Annotated in this window: 15 protein-coding genes; 12 read left to right on the plus strand and 3 right to left on the minus strand. The window is 41.2% G+C overall.

The genetic code is table 11. The annotated features are described in order from the left end of the window. Positions 1-205 precede the first annotated feature (205 nt). Together EV695_RS09535 and EV695_RS09540 are read left to right on the plus strand one after the other, a co-directional pair. A complete protein-coding gene (locus tag EV695_RS09535) occupies positions 206-643 on the plus strand; it encodes a GNAT family N-acetyltransferase (protein ID WP_131905691.1) in 438 nt (145 codons plus the stop codon). Between the two features lie 49 nt (positions 644-692). Beyond that, a complete protein-coding gene (locus tag EV695_RS09540) occupies positions 693-1,067 on the plus strand; it encodes a bleomycin resistance protein (RefSeq protein ID WP_131905692.1) in 375 nt (124 codons plus the stop codon). 189 nt (positions 1,068-1,256) lie between these two features. Here the strand turns inward: EV695_RS09540 and EV695_RS09545 are convergent, their stop codons facing one another. Beyond that, a complete protein-coding gene (locus EV695_RS09545) occupies positions 1,257-2,576 on the minus strand; it encodes a serine hydroxymethyltransferase (RefSeq protein WP_131905693.1) in 1,320 nt (439 codons plus the stop codon). Between the two features lie 246 nt (positions 2,577-2,822). Between EV695_RS09545 and EV695_RS09550 the strand changes: the two genes are divergently transcribed. The 3 genes from EV695_RS09550 to EV695_RS09560 are packed head-to-tail and all read left to right on the plus strand — an operon-like array spanning position 2,823 to position 5,028. Further along, on the plus strand, positions 2,823-3,743 hold the full coding sequence (locus tag EV695_RS09550) for a LysR family transcriptional regulator (protein WP_131905694.1): 921 nt from the start codon (positions 2,823-2,825) through the stop codon (positions 3,741-3,743). Between the two features lie 48 nt (positions 3,744-3,791). Then, complete coding sequence (locus EV695_RS09555; RefSeq protein ID WP_131905695.1) at positions 3,792-4,607, plus strand: hypothetical protein; 816 nt, start codon at positions 3,792-3,794, stop codon at positions 4,605-4,607. Between the two features lie 25 nt (positions 4,608-4,632). Next, positions 4,633-5,028 (plus strand): ACT domain-containing protein, encoded by a 396-nt coding sequence (locus EV695_RS09560; RefSeq protein ID WP_131905696.1) that lies wholly within the window; start codon positions 4,633-4,635, stop codon positions 5,026-5,028. Positions 5,029-5,299: 271 nt separating this feature from the next. On the opposite strand, the gene EV695_RS09565 is transcribed toward EV695_RS09560, so the two are convergent. After that, the gene (locus tag EV695_RS09565) at positions 5,300-6,187 is read right to left on the minus strand and encodes a ParB/RepB/Spo0J family partition protein (RefSeq protein WP_131905697.1); all 888 of its coding nucleotides are present in this window, start codon (positions 6,185-6,187) and stop codon (positions 5,300-5,302) included. A 181-nt stretch (positions 6,188-6,368) separates the two neighbouring features. On the opposite strand from EV695_RS09565, the gene EV695_RS09570 reads away from it, so the two are divergent. The 3 genes from EV695_RS09570 (at position 6,369) to EV695_RS09580 (ending at position 7,933) form a co-directional block, all read left to right on the plus strand. Further along, positions 6,369-6,863, plus strand: coding sequence for a hypothetical protein (locus EV695_RS09570; protein WP_131905698.1), 495 nt, complete (start codon positions 6,369-6,371; stop codon positions 6,861-6,863). A gap of 36 nt (positions 6,864-6,899) precedes the next feature. Then, positions 6,900-7,208: a DUF1330 domain-containing protein gene (locus EV695_RS09575; protein WP_131905699.1), complete on the plus strand. Its 309-nt coding sequence runs from the start codon at positions 6,900-6,902 to the stop codon at positions 7,206-7,208. A gap of 98 nt (positions 7,209-7,306) precedes the next feature. Beyond that, on the plus strand, positions 7,307-7,933 hold the full coding sequence (locus tag EV695_RS09580) for a MarC family protein (protein WP_131905700.1): 627 nt from the start codon (positions 7,307-7,309) through the stop codon (positions 7,931-7,933). Positions 7,934-8,107: 174 nt separating this feature from the next. Here EV695_RS09580 and EV695_RS09585 read toward each other — a convergent pair whose 3' ends face one another. Further along, positions 8,108-9,946, minus strand: a complete 1,839-nt coding sequence (locus EV695_RS09585) for an ankyrin repeat domain-containing protein (protein ID WP_165874669.1) — start codon at positions 9,944-9,946, stop codon at positions 8,108-8,110. Between the two features lie 450 nt (positions 9,947-10,396). On the opposite strand from EV695_RS09585, the gene EV695_RS09590 reads away from it, so the two are divergent. The 4 genes from EV695_RS09590 (at position 10,397) to EV695_RS09605 (ending at position 14,222) form a co-directional block, all read left to right on the plus strand. Continuing rightward, positions 10,397-10,906, plus strand: a complete 510-nt coding sequence (locus tag EV695_RS09590; protein WP_131905702.1) for a hypothetical protein — start codon at positions 10,397-10,399, stop codon at positions 10,904-10,906. Positions 10,907-10,941: 35 nt separating this feature from the next. After that, positions 10,942-11,457, plus strand: a complete 516-nt coding sequence (locus EV695_RS09595; RefSeq protein WP_131905703.1) for a hypothetical protein — start codon at positions 10,942-10,944, stop codon at positions 11,455-11,457. A 385-nt stretch (positions 11,458-11,842) separates the two neighbouring features. Next, on the plus strand, positions 11,843-13,216 hold the full coding sequence (locus EV695_RS09600) for a ferredoxin reductase family protein (RefSeq protein WP_131905704.1): 1,374 nt from the start codon (positions 11,843-11,845) through the stop codon (positions 13,214-13,216). A gap of 133 nt (positions 13,217-13,349) precedes the next feature. Next, a complete protein-coding gene (locus tag EV695_RS09605) occupies positions 13,350-14,222 on the plus strand; it encodes an alpha/beta fold hydrolase (RefSeq protein ID WP_131905705.1) in 873 nt (290 codons plus the stop codon). The last annotated feature ends 107 nt before the right edge of the window (positions 14,223-14,329 follow it).

Consider the following 14,329-nt stretch of genomic DNA (forward strand, 5'->3'; position numbering starts at 1 on the left):
ATTAGACTTCATTAATATACTTGTGAAATGTTAAATAACTATCGAAACAATCTATCTAGTAGATGGTTGATTTATATCAAAACCACTCTGTGATTAAACCAAATAAAAAAGGGCGAATAACCCTGCATAGAAGTTGCTAAACTGCGACCTATAAGCAAGCTACTAATAAGCACATAATCACCATTCAAACAAACAGGCTGAGTAAATGCATACCATTCGACAATACATAGAAAGCGATTTATACGATGTTCTCGCAGCATGGGAAAACGCTAACAAACTCGCACACCCTTTTTTAAAAGAAGACTTTGTCGCACAGGTGAGAAAAGATATTCCTGCACTCTACTTACCCAATGCTGATACATGGGTGATAGAAGATGACAATGAAAAGAAGGTGGTTGGATTCATCGCCCTTATTGGTAATGAGGTTGGTGCGATATTTCTACAGCCTGAGCATCATGGCAAGAAACTCGGTAAAATGATGATGGATATCGCACACCAATTACACGGCGATTTAGAATTAGAAGTATTCGAAAAAAACACCATCGGCCGTGAGTTTTATAAACAATATGGATTCACGCAAATCGATGAGATGGAACATGAAGCATCTGGAGAACACGTACTTCGTTTGAAATACACAGCATAGATGAGCACTGTTTATTGTAAATCTACTAAAGCAAAATAGGAGCAGATAAATGTCAATACAACCCTTCATAAGATGCAACGATATAACCGTCTCCCTCCCCTTTTACACGGAAGTTTTAGACTTCAACACTCTACAAGCACCCGACCCTGATCCAACTTCGTTTATGTCGATGTATGCCTTTTTAGAAAGGGATGGTGATCGCGTTCATCTATCACAACACGCGGGCGATGGCGTATTTGGTAATGTGATTTATGTAAACGTCACAAATCTGGATGAGGTTTATAAAGGATTTACAAATAACGGTTTAACGGTCAAAGACAAAGCGGGAATTACCATGCAACCCGTCGAACAGACCTGGGGAATGAAAGAATTTTCAGTCGCTGATCCTGATGGTAATAGACTGACTTTTGGGCAAGACCTATAGAACAAATGTTAATGGGTATATCGAAAAATTACTTAAATAGCTAAAGCCTTAAAAAAAGGCTTATAAGTAGGGGGGGGCCATTTCGTTTTTAGAAATGGTCAACTCATGTATGCCAAAGCTTAGAGCTAGCTCGCCGATAGGCGATACTAGATCTTAGCGTGTATTCATACGTTTTTTCATATATTGGTTTTAATCATTCACAAAATGCACACGATCAAACTCTTTTCTCAGCTTCGCCGTTTCAGCTGCAATTTCTTCAGGGTTATCAGAGCGCAATGCACGCACAATCAAACTGGCAATTTCACCAATACGGTCTACAGTCACACCCCAACGCACTAATTCTGGTGTACCAAATCGCAATCCATTCATATCACCGTCTACAGGATCAATAGGAAGCCCAATACCGCTCGCGAGGAAACCGGCTTTGCGAAGCTTTTTCGCCGCCGCCTGACCTCCACCAAATTCTTTCCCAATAATCGCGAATTGATGAGATTTGGTGAATCCTTTGTCTTTAGCGTAAACAGGAATGCCTTCAGCATCTAATGCTTTTGCAAAAGCTTGTGCGACCGCGATCATCTCTTGTGCATAGACTTCGCCATGTTCGCGCCAATCCAGCATGCTTACAGCGAGTGCCGCGGTTTTTGCGGCATCGAAGTTGGCTGTCATTCCCGGATAGGCAATTGCATCTAATCGTTCTACGATGTCTTTATCATTAGACACGATAATGCCACCAGCTGGGCCGCCCAGACTTTTATAGGTGCTTAGTGTCATGAAATGCGCACCTTCTGTTAACGGATTTTTCCACGCTTTACCTGCGATAATGCCGCATTGATGCGCTGCATCGAACATCAACTTCGCACCCACTTCATCGGCTATCTTTCGCACTTCTCTAACGGGATGTTCGAATAAATTCAAACTGCTACCGATGGTAATTAATTTGGGTTTTACTTCTTTTGCTAGTTCACGCAATGCTTCGATATCAACGGTATAGCCATCTTCGTTAACCGGCGCATAAACCGTATTTAAACCATAAAGGCCTGCGCAACCATCACTGTGATGTGTCACATGACCCGCAATTGATGCCGGTGGTGCAATAATTGTATCGTCTGCTTCACAAGTAGCCATAAAACCATAGAGGTTCGCGATTGCGCCAGAAGGGACACGTACTTCGGCGTAATCTGCGTCAAAGATTTCGCAACACAATTCAGCAGCGATGACTTCGATTTCTTCAATCGCCTCAAGTCCCATTTCGTATTTATCACCGGGGTAACCCAATGATGCACGTGAACCCAAACCCTTCGCATGAAACGCTTCCGCTTTAGGATTCATCACATTAGACGCAGGATTGAGATTGAAACACTCACGCTCGTGAATATCGGCATTCTTTTTCGTCAAAGACTCGATATGATCAAAAACGGTATTTGAATCTTCTTTGCTCGTACGCTTTGCAATAGCTTGTACCAAAGCTTCACTATGCTCTGGCACCCAGTTTCTTTTGTTTAAGGTCATAATATTCTCCGTCTGTTTAATGCGTGTGTCTCATGTATTTATAGATGGTTATTTGTATATCGATTTTGTCATTCAGAACCAGATAGATGATGCGCTACGCCTGCTGATTCGCGCAACTCAGAATTACTAAACTTTGGCATAGAAAAACTAGCCCTAAGTTATTAGATATAATTACTTTACATATCTGCAACATAAGCTACTTTCCATATAGCGATACGCTATAAATATCTCTTGAGGATTTACACCTTGCCAGTTTCACCGCCCCGACCGAAAGGTCCACCGTTGAATGCATTACGCGCGTTTGAAGCAGCCGCACGTTTGGGTGGATTCAATAACGCCGCAGAAGAATTGTGTGTAACGTCGGGCGCCATTTCGCAACATATAAAAACACTGGAAGATTGGGCAGGGGCGAAGTTATTTGAGCGCCGCTCTCAAGGCGTGGTGCTTACTGATGTAGGCGCAGAAGTCATCGCAGATTTCACCAGCGCGTTTGATGCGCTGGGTGATGCGGTTAGATTGTTGCGTACTAAAACGACTGTCGCTACGATTAATATCGCAGCTTTACCGAGCATTGCACAACTGTGGTTATCGCCGCGTTTACCAGCGATTCGTCGTGCATTTCCACATATTAATATCTCGATTACCGCTTTGGAAAACCCACCCAATTTAAACCGGGAAATGTTTGATATCAGTTTGTTTTTTGAAGCGGCTAATACAGACAGCAGCGCTAATAACATCAATGACAACAATAACAACAATAACAACAAGCAAATCATTCTCGAAGAAGATACCATCCTGCCGGTTTGCTCACCTGAAATCGCGAAACGCTTAAAAACACCTGCTGATCTACTCAATGAAACCTGTTTGTATGATGTGCTATGGCCAGATGACTGGACTAACTGGCTTAACAAAGCAGCGCCAGATCTGACAATCCCCAAAAACGGACCAAGTTACTCACTGTTTAGCATTGCGGCAGAAGAAACTAAGAACGGTGCCGGGATATTAATGGGGCATCTATCATTATTGGAGGCACCGTTGAAAAATGGTGATCTGGTAGCACCTTTCAAACAAACAGTGACGACCGACAAACCATTGATTCTGAAATTTGCAGGTGATAAAAACGTATCAAATAATCTTAGGCATGTAATCGATAGTCTTACAGGTTAAAATTGTTACCCACCCCCCTACTTTGAAGCCTTTTTTTATTCCATATTTATGAACGACAATCACCAAACAATCAAACCGATCGGCAAGTACTCAGAAGATATCGATTGGGATATTATCTACCGCACTTTTCACAATCCTAAAGATATTGCAGAACGCATTGCGTTTGAACTTGCAGATCACCAGGCTCCTGTCATTTTCTGTGGGTTTCCGGAAACTGCAGCCTATCTAGCGACCGCGACCGAACTACAATTTGTTGATAAATCTGCGGTCGTGACACAACGTACAGAAGAACGCTACTCTGATATTCACAGCGTCACACAAGGTGATATCAGTGCAATTCTAAAAGACACGCCCACCAGAAATGTCGTTATCAGCTGTCGTCTCTCTGCATTCTGGCAAACCGAGCAAGACTTCGAAGCACTCGCTAACGCGATTCTGGCACATCCAAGAGATCAGATTATTATCGACTTTTTCGATCGTGAAGCGGTGTTTGAAGGTATGCATATCTACTATCATGCAGAAGCGCCTGAAGCTGATTCTGAGGTAGCTGAAAACAACGCACAGAAAGAGAAAATACAACAGTCAGGAGATTGGGATTTCAAACAATTTGATGACATCCAAAGTACCAATCCAGCTATTCAGATAGCCAATATCGATGTGAGTTATTTTATCGAGAATGCTAACAATAGTAAAAACGATATTAATTTTACCTACGAAACGCGTCGCGCATTCTTTACTAAAATGGCTATTTTAAACTGGTGCACCAAAACATTCCCCAATTACGAAACAACACTCGCAACAGGCCTATTGGAAGGAGACCCAAGTTTCCTCGTAAGCCTTAACCATTTTAAAAAACTGAGTTAATAGTAGCAATATTAAGGAAATTACTATGACAGGTATCGTCGAAATCGAAGAACTATTAAAATCCATGTCACCCGAAATCAGAGGCGGTGAATATGCATTTTGCACCGTCGAAGGAGAACTCGCGGACTATGTTCATTTAAACCCTCTGGCTACCTATATCGAAGCAGAAGGTTTAACACTTATCCTTGATGTAGAAGCAGCAGAAAAAGCAAATATTCCTTTCGAAGGGAAATACAAACAGATCACACTCACCGTGCATTCCAGTCTGGAAGCGGTTGGTTTAACGGCAGCGGTATCAGCCAAGCTAACAGCTTATAACATCAGCGCGAATGTCGTGGCGGCTTATTATCACGATCATATCTTTGTGCAATCTGATAAAGCTGATGCGGCTTTGGCAGCGTTACAAGAATTTGCAGAGTAATATAATCAATACTTTGAAAATGGACTTTAGCGAACTATCCGTCTGGTTTTGATGAAACGGATAGTTCGGCTATTTGGGCTGGGCTGGCTTTTGGTAAGCGCTTATTTAAATAGATATTGAGGTAGAAGAATTCCTTCTATTATCAAAAATCGTACATCGACGATTCCTTACGGAATCTACGATGGACTTTCCTTGCTTTTGGTAAGCCTCGAAAAGCCACCCCCCTACTTTGAGGCGTTTTTTTGCTTAGTGATCTACTATTGAACTGTTATTAATCTTCTTCTAGCATCTTAAAGTAATTCACCAAGTTTTCTTTTAGCTCAAACATTTCTTTATTGATCTGATCTTTCTCTGGTCCATCATATTTCAAGCCTTCTATCAAAATACGCGAGAGATTTTTATTCACGCGTTTAATCGGGCTTTTGAGCAATGTGTATTCTTTTGGTAACGGCACAAAGTTTTCATTTTCCTGAATCGCCGCTTCGATGCCACCCTGCTTTACCGCTTTGATTATCTTCTTTGCTTCTTTGACTGTTTTATCCGCGATGAGTGGTAATACTTTTTCTTGCAGTTCTTTATTTAACTGGATAATTTCATTGGTCTGGCTGGCATTCAATTCACCCTGACTACGCGCCTGTTTTACCGAATCTGCCGCCAATTCATCGCGTTTGATGGCACTTTTAATCACTGACTTTGATAGGCCGGTTTTTTCTGAAGTAATCGCTGCAAACGAATCGTTATCGACTTTTTCCTGCTCTTTTTCTTTTAACTTATTCTCAGGGTTTAATGATTCATTGGATACATCGATTTTGATTGCGTTCGGGTTTAGCTGTTCGTAAATTTCACGACCACGATTCAAACACTTCTCTAGCTCTAATCGATTCAATGGCTCACGCACCAGGTTTTCATCGATAGAGATCAATTCCTGCTGTAATAAATCACGATCTACCACATGTACATCGACCTCTTTCCAGCCCAATTCTGTGACCGCCTGAAAGCGTCGAGAACCTGCTAATAACTCATTATCTTTGTTGATCGTGAGTGGGTTAATTAGCCCGATGCTTTCGATGCTCTTTTTTAAGGTATCGACGTCTGTTCCGTGACGCAAGTATTCACTATTTCTTTTAATATCAGATAGTTGACGAGTAGCGAGTTCCATTTTCGACCTTCCTTATTTTTTTGAGATGCGTATTTTATGTAATTAACCGTTGATTAGATAGCATTGCTTTTTAAAAAACAAACAAGTTCAAATGAAACCTTATGCATCAAGCGTTAACACATCCAAATTCTTTTTCCTCGCGTACCTAAACCATTATTAACGCATTACATTGGTCATTCGCATGAACTTTAAAAACACTTTACTCATTGGCGCACTCTCCGGCTTTATCGTTGGCGTATTATTTATCTACGTACAACCTCTGTTTGGCATGTCGCCACTGACAGATAGACACGCGGCGGCTTACACCCAACTGAGTAATATAGGTCCATCTATAGCATTGATAGTTGCCTGGACTGCTCATTTACTGGTATCCATTGGATATGGCATTGCGACGGGACTGGCGTTATTCATCAGCAAAGACCTGCTTTCTTTCGGCATATTTATTGCCGCACTGGGGTGGATCACAACGGTTATCGCTGGTCCTGCGAATCAATTAATCGTTAGAGTGGTGACCAGAGATGGTTTTCCATCGTTGAATGGCTTGCCTCCTCTAAACTTTAACCTTGATGCAAAACTGCTACTACATTTGATTTTCTTTTTAGCTATCGGCGTATTTCTATTAGGCTATAGTTATCTTGGTAAACACAAAGCCGACTCACTCCGTCAGTCGGCTTAAGGGCTAATTATCAATCTAACAATCAGGAATCTAACCATGCAAGAAGCGTATATCATCGGCAATATTACCGTTAAAGATGAGACTAGATGGGCAGAATACAAAAGCAAGGTTCCTGATACATTGATTCCCTGGGGAGGCACTCTCGTCTTCCGCGGGGAAACGTTGAAAGGTTTTACGAACAGCTCCGCGCGCGCAGATTCCTCACATACCGATAACGTTATTATCAAATTTCCAAACCAGCAATCTCTGGATAACTGGATTGAATCCGATGCCTATCAGGCGTTAATACCTAACCGTGATCTGGCGGCCAATATTGATCTGGTGAGTTATCTGTCGATGGCTTAACTGTTTTCGCTTTCACACCATCCATATCTGTTACTTTTAGGCAATTAATGTAAACTGCCGAGCTTGTTAAAACAACGACTCTAGCTTCGCTAACCGATATGAACACTACTGATATTTTTGCCTTTTTTGCCGCTCTATTCTCAATGATGAATCCTATTGGTGGTGTAGGTATTTTCGCCAGCCTCACAGCCGACAGAAGTGAAGAGGAATCTCGTAAAATAGCCAAAACCTGTGCATTCGCATCAGCAATTACCTTATTGGTGGTTATTTGGGCGGGTGGCGGATTCCTTCAATTATTTGGTATAACCGTCAATGAGATCAGAGTAGCCGGTGGTTTAATCGTGCTTTTAATTGGCTTACACATGCTATTTAACAAAGATGACCACAGAACCAGTTCGGCCGAGACCACGGTTCACTCAAGCCATGATTCTATCGCGGTGGTTCCACTGGCTATCCCTTTACTAGCAGGTCCGGGAACAATGGCTACCGTGATTGTCGCTAGCCAAAACCATTCTGGTATCAGCTCTGACTTTATAATGTCGGTGATCGTAATCATCGTTAGCGCCATCACTGGTGTTTTGTTTACCTATTCACGCGTTGTTGCCAATTCTCTGGGTGAAAGTGGCATGGCAATCGTCTCTCGAGTAATGGGGATGATATTGATGGCGATGGCAGTAGGTATGCTTGCTGAAGGGCTGCGCGCGATGTTCCCTATTCTTAGATAGTCGATATCAGATATCTCAGAACACACACTAAGGTGCAAATAGCAGGGCTAAATTAAAGAAGGCCCAAAAGCCTTGGTATGCCTTATTTTTATTTTAACGGAAAAAACCGCGTATAAGTGGGGGGGGGGTGGCTTTTGTTATCTTCATACCCCTTTCCAATTCACTATTAATCCTCTATTTCAATAAAGCCTTCAATTCATCGCTGGCTGTCTTTTTATCCTTGATTCTTTGATACGCGGTTTTGCCGGTTTTATCCTTGAGCGATTTATCAGCGCCCAACACCAGTAATATTTTTGATTTACTCAAGGCATCTTTCATACCGTGACTGGCTTCATGCATCAGTGGCGTTACTCCCCTATCATCCTGCGCATTGACGTCTGCGCCTAATTTAACCAACTCTTTAATGAATGTTTCATCATTTTTCGCAATGGATAAGGACGACATGCCATCGTCACACACGATATTGATATCTGCACCGAGAGCCGCAAGTTTCTGCACACCAACGAGATCACCGTATTTGGCCGCGTAAAATACCGGATTACAACCATCTTTAATGGTTTTGCCATCCAGTGTTTTGAGCGCATCAAGATTTACTTTTAACTTTTTCCCCAGGTCGATACCTGATATCCCTGCATCATTCTTAATTGTGGGGTCAGCCCCATTTTGCATCAGAAGACCAATGAGGTAACTGTTATACATTCTGAAAGCGGCATGCAGTGGCGTATTACCTTTTGCCCCTTTAGCATTCACATCAAAGCCTTTATCCAATAAATAACGAATGATATTCGGATTTTCACCCATAGTTGCAGCCAGTAAAAGGTTACTGCCATCTTTGGCTTTATGTTGCAGATTGCCACCTTTGGTGACGAGTGTTTCAAAGAAGGCTTGATCGCCTTTCGCGACAGCGATGAATAGCGGACTCATACCATCTTTCGCGGTCATATTTACATCAGACCCTTTTTCAACATACTGTTTAATCTTGACCAGATTGCCTTTGAAGATGGCTTTTTTATAATCTTCGTCACCCATCACGATACCGAAATCTTCAGGTTGACCGACGATCTCAAAATTCTTCGCATAACGTTTACAGCTGGCTTGTAGCTTCTTCTTTTTCACATTAGCCTGACACTTTTTCAAAGCTTCGCTATCGGCTAAATCTGGTGAGAATGCCCCTTCTGCTCGACCACATGCCTGCTTACCTGATTTATCATTGGCTAAGTAAAAGGCTTGATGCTGACTTCCGCGTAAATAGTATTTAAATTGAAACAGGCACGGGCCTTCGTTAATGATTTCTCTGCCCTTATTCAGATACTCACTGTATTCACTACTGCTTAAATATTTGTCTGATTTGGGGACAAGATTCAAACCAAAATCATCCGCACTTAGAAGAATCTGTTTGTTTTCCGCATACACTTTACACGCACTTTTAGGTGCATTTTTACCGCGTTTTGATTTGTTGGTATTACAGGCTTTAAGTGCGCTTTGTGTTACCGATTGCAAATTATCACCGAAACTTTTTCCACAGGCGTATTTACCATCAGCATCAAGGCTGTATGTAAATACTCTGTGCTCTTTATCTTTTAAGTGAGTTTCATAAAAAGGTAGACAATTACCCAGAACGAGTTTCTTTGCTTCAGCCATTAGCGCTTCTTTTTGCGAGTCGCTCAGCGGTGTATTGTCGGCTGGGGTAATCTGTGAGAAATCACCCTCTTTCACCAGGTAAGTGCCATCGGCATCAACCACCAAACATTCCGCATTTAATTGGTGTTTGGCACAGGATTTGATCGCTTCCCTTTTTGCAGTTTCAACGTCTTTAGCGCCGTAATGCCATTGGCATCGATCCTTGCCCGTCTTTTCTTCTCTCACATAAACAAAGGCTTTATGTTGTTTCAGGTTTTTATACTGTGTCTGATAAGCATTGAGGCAGCTCTTGTTCAAAATACGCTCAGGAGCCGGAACCGCCCAGCTTAAAGCGGGAAATAATAGGATCAAAACAAGCAGTTTATTAAGCATATTCAAAATCATGTTGGTAGGTTTTGTTAGAACGTAACTTATGGCAGCTACGATTTTCGATCAAGCTTTAATTGAAGCAAAATACCTAATAATCAAGTGGCAGTTAATTAACTACTTATCAAGTATAAAAAAGAATCATTAAAAGCAGCTTAAAGTTTAAAAATGTGACTTATTTAACATTTGCTTAATCTTAACGCTATAGAATCACAGCGAGAAAAAACTCATCAAAAAAAGACAAGAGCGCCATGATTTTTAGTCGCCTTATAATTTTTTTGTTATCAGTACGCCATATTGGTCTATAAAGTAATAGAACAACAAGATGCATGCCTCCATATCCACGACTGATTTGATCAGGTTTTACGATATAAAAGCACTAATGCGCAGAGAATTAAAGCCAGGAAAGAGTTTTAAAGAAGTGTAATTTTTTTATTTAAAAATAGGGAGAAAAAGATGTTCAGTTACAGTTTATTATCTGCAGCAGCAGTGCCTACCTTAAGCGGTATCATGTTATTTATACTTAGCTTATCGCTATTTTTTGTAGCTTTTAAGGTATCAAAACAAAAAAGTGCGAATACCGGAAAATTTTTTATCACACTCATCGGAGTTGGCGCACTAGTGTCAGGTATGGGTGGTGTTAAATTAGTTACTGATGCGGAAGCTATTGTATTTATTGATGAACTTCCTTTAGTTGGATCAAAAGGCCAAGTTCAACTACAAAATCTTGATGGACTAAATACGTTCCAAAACCTAGATAATTCACAAAGAACGTTAGTCGCAGGAGCACTTACTAATCCTGTAGGATCAACGTGCACAGCCATAGCGCGCACTAGGGTTCAAAAAATAACAGCAGCAGCTCCACCGGAAGCAGTCATTAATAGCGATCCTGCCTGTACTGAAGGCACGCATATTACTTTTAAAGCTGTGTGTTATTTTGATTGCGTACTTGATAATCCATTATAAATATAAACATGATCTTTTAAAATAGGGAGAAAAAGATGTTCAATTACAGTTTATTAAATGCAGCAGCAGTACCAACCTTAAGCGGTATGATGTTATTTATACTTAGCTTATTGTTATTTTTTGTAGCTTTTAAAGTATCAAAACAAAAAAGCGCGAATACCGGAAAATTCTTTATAACACTCATCGGAGTTGGCGCACTTGTGTCAGGCATGGGCGGTGTTAAATTAATATCAGATGTATCAGCAGTCGGCTATGCTTCTCTTCCTATAGTTGGATCAAAAGGTTCAGTTACTCTTAACCCCAATGGAACAAGTATATTTCAAAATCAAGACGGGGCACAAAGAACATTAGTCGCAGGCAAAATTGATAAGAGCGTATTTCCTGAAGGTACATTTTGCAAGTCCATATTACAAGGTGTATCGCCTATTACGAATGATTCGTTTAATTATAACCCGTGCAATGAAGGTGACCCAATACCTTATGAGGCAATTTGTAGATTTGAATGCGCATTCTCTGACCCCTCTGACGTCGCTGACATCTCTGACGACTAATAAATTAAAGAATTATCCTGAGATGAGCTCAAATTAGGAACTGTAATTTACTGTGTTTACTCATGCAGTTTAACTATTCCCATCATCTTACATTTACTACATCCTAATCATTCATTGCCAGCTATCCAGTTGGCAATGAATTTTTCTAAAAAACCAAAATATCTTAAAAAAGAACCCCCAAAGAATAGATATCTATTAGCAACAATATCTATTGCTAAAAGTGTCCATTACCAACAAATGTCCATTACCAATAAATACCTATTAATCAGTAAATGCCTATAAACTGACACATGTCTATAAAAGCCAACACCCGATGCGATAGAATAATAAGGTGATAAATATTGATAGATGTATTTTTTTATAACAAATAGCCCACCCTCATAAAATGAACAAAGCAAAAGATGTAAAACACACTAGATACATCTTGGATGGATTACATCCACGGTTATTGCTTGTTCTTTATTTACTAATATCTTCACTGCCTCTGGTTTTAGCGTATCTGCAAAATAAACCATTGCGCGAATTTCCCAATGAATTTGCATCTGCTTTCGGACTGATTGGCTTCACCTGGATGTTGATGAGCTTTTTACTTTCTGGGCGTTTTCGTACCATTTCAGGAAAAATTGGCATCGATAAAACAATGCGCCTGCATCAGGTAATGGCGATTGTGTTGACTGGGTTCATTCTCCTTCACCCATATTTATATACGTTACCGATGAATGAAGACTTGCCGTGGGACCCTACGCATCAGCTTTACCTGACGCTCCCCCTTTCTGCTTTTATCACGGGAATGTTTGCCTGGGTATTGCTCCCTGTATTCGTTGTGCTTGCGTTGTTTAGAGATCAACTACCCTATCGCTACGAATCCTGGCGCGGTTTACATGGCTTGGCTGCACTAGTATTGGTCGCTGCCAGTTTGCATCATGTACTCGTAGCTGGTCGGTATAGTGAAGATTTGATGATGAAGCTTTTCTGGTTTGGTTTAATCGCAATTTCATCACTTACGTTAATCCGTACCTACCTAATCCTCCCGATGCTACAAAAAAAGCGTTTGTACAATGTCGTGAGTGTCATACCAGCAGCGCTCAAAACCTGGCATGTAACGGTTGAAGCCAATAAGAAAAAAAGCAATGATTTTACTTTTAAAGCGGGACAGTTCGCCTGGTTAAAACTACAAAAAGATCCATTCAATCTAATTGAGCATCCATTCTCGATTAGCTCAGCCCCCTCTGATCTGCCACAAATACGATTTACGATTAAAGAATCTGGTGATTTCACCCAAGAAATCGGCACTATCACCGACGGTCAACATGCGTATCTGGATGGCCCACACGGCTATTTCATTATCGATGATCAGACGTTCGACGGAATCGTGATGCTCGCCGGTGGTATCGGAGTTGCACCGATGATGAGTATCATAAGGCAAATGGCTCACGATAAAGATAATCGCCCAGTAAAGCTGTTATATGGCAATCGTATCGAAAGCCAGATTGCCTTTAAAGATGAGCTTAAAGAAGCTGCCAGAAAAATCAATCTGGATGTGGATTATGTACTCTCCGACCCACCGCAGGGCTGGCAAGGTTCTACTGGCTATCTGGATGAAGCCGTCATAAAAGCAGCGCTGGATATGCCCAATCCGGAAAAGTGGCTATACCTACTCTGCGGACCACCCGTGATGTTAGATTCAGCCGTGGAAACACTTCAATCAGCGGGAATTCCCAAACAGCAGATTATCTTTGAGAAGTTTTCATACCTCTAACCAAGCGCATAAAAAAAGTGCTTATAAGTAGGGGGGTGGCTTTTTTGTTTACTTATTTTTAACCTATTACCCTCACATTATTTCACGGCTTTCAATTAAGTACTTCTGCTTAAACTATGAAACAATACCCCGCATGACTACATACAATGACATCTGGTACACCAGCGAAAACGGTTTGCGTTTATATGCGCGAGATTATTCTACTGCACTTGATAAAAACCCAAACGCAAAAACCATACTCTGCATGCATGGGCTGACAAGAAACTCCGCCGATTTTGAAGATATTTGCAATCAACTCGCTGATGATTATCGTTTAATTGTGGTTGATCAAAGAGGACGTGGCTTGTCTGACTATGACCCTGATCCGAACAACTACAATCCCCTGATTTACGTTCAGGACATGTTCCTATTATTGGCAGAGTTAAAGCTTTCATCCGTGATTCTTTTCGGAACATCAATGGGTGGAATCATGTCGATGATGATGGCGGCGATGAAGCCAGACATGGTAGAAGCCTTGATTATCAATGACGTTGGCCCTGAGATTGCAGAAAAAGGACTCGATCGTTTAAAGAAGTATGTCGGCAAACAAACGCCCGTAAATACTTGGGAAGAAGCGGCTAGACAAACAGAAGTAATTAATCGAATTGCATTTCCAGATGCCACTAATGAAGACTGGCTAAAATTCGCAAAGCGTTTATACCGTGAAGATGAAAACGGTCGCCCCGTAATTGCCTGTGATCCTAATATTGCAATACCGCTACAAGACAATAGCGATAACAGCGTGGCGCCAGACCTCTGGCCTGTCTATGAACAGATTCTGGATAAACCCATGCTGCTCATTCGCGGCGAGCTTTCAGACATTATTGATGTTGAATGCGTAGAAAGAATGCAACAGATGAAACCCGATCTTGAGGTGTTGGAAATACCGAATGTAGGACACGCTCCACTCTTAAGTGAAGAAGCTGTGGAACCTGCTATAGCAAAGTTTTTACAAGAATCTATCTAGACATCAGCATTTATCTAAATGCCCCCCCCTACTTTAAGCGACTTTTCTTCTAGTTATTTAAAAACGTGAATGGAATTTATGCAAAGCAAAGGTACTTTTATAAACTG

It is taken from the genome of Cocleimonas flava (assembly GCF_004339015.1).
GTDB classification, from domain to species: Bacteria; Pseudomonadota; Gammaproteobacteria; order Thiotrichales; family Thiotrichaceae; genus Cocleimonas; species Cocleimonas flava.

Coding starts and splice junctions, on each gene's coding strand:
- EV695_RS09560 (WP_131905696.1), top strand. CDS start 4,633: ATGACAGGTATCGTCGAAATCGAAGAACTATTAAAATCCATGTCACCC.
- EV695_RS09555 (WP_131905695.1), top strand. CDS start 3,792: ATGAACGACAATCACCAAACAATCAAACCGATCGGCAAGTACTCAGAA.
- EV695_RS09545 (WP_131905693.1), bottom strand. CDS start 2,576: ATGACCTTAAACAAAAGAAACTGGGTGCCAGAGCATAGTGAAGCTTTG.
- EV695_RS09535 (WP_131905691.1), top strand. CDS start 206: ATGCATACCATTCGACAATACATAGAAAGCGATTTATACGATGTTCTC.
- EV695_RS09595 (WP_131905703.1), top strand. CDS start 10,942: ATGTTCAATTACAGTTTATTAAATGCAGCAGCAGTACCAACCTTAAGC.
- EV695_RS09570 (WP_131905698.1), top strand. CDS start 6,369: ATGAACTTTAAAAACACTTTACTCATTGGCGCACTCTCCGGCTTTATC.
- EV695_RS09585 (WP_165874669.1), bottom strand. CDS start 9,946: ATGCTTAATAAACTGCTTGTTTTGATCCTATTATTTCCCGCTTTAAGC.
- EV695_RS09540 (WP_131905692.1), top strand. CDS start 693: ATGTCAATACAACCCTTCATAAGATGCAACGATATAACCGTCTCCCTC.
- EV695_RS09605 (WP_131905705.1), top strand. CDS start 13,350: ATGACTACATACAATGACATCTGGTACACCAGCGAAAACGGTTTGCGT.
- EV695_RS09580 (WP_131905700.1), top strand. CDS start 7,307: ATGAACACTACTGATATTTTTGCCTTTTTTGCCGCTCTATTCTCAATG.
- EV695_RS09600 (WP_131905704.1), top strand. CDS start 11,843: ATGAACAAAGCAAAAGATGTAAAACACACTAGATACATCTTGGATGGA.
- EV695_RS09565 (WP_131905697.1), bottom strand. CDS start 6,187: ATGGAACTCGCTACTCGTCAACTATCTGATATTAAAAGAAATAGTGAA.
- EV695_RS09590 (WP_131905702.1), top strand. CDS start 10,397: ATGTTCAGTTACAGTTTATTATCTGCAGCAGCAGTGCCTACCTTAAGC.
- EV695_RS09575 (WP_131905699.1), top strand. CDS start 6,900: ATGCAAGAAGCGTATATCATCGGCAATATTACCGTTAAAGATGAGACT.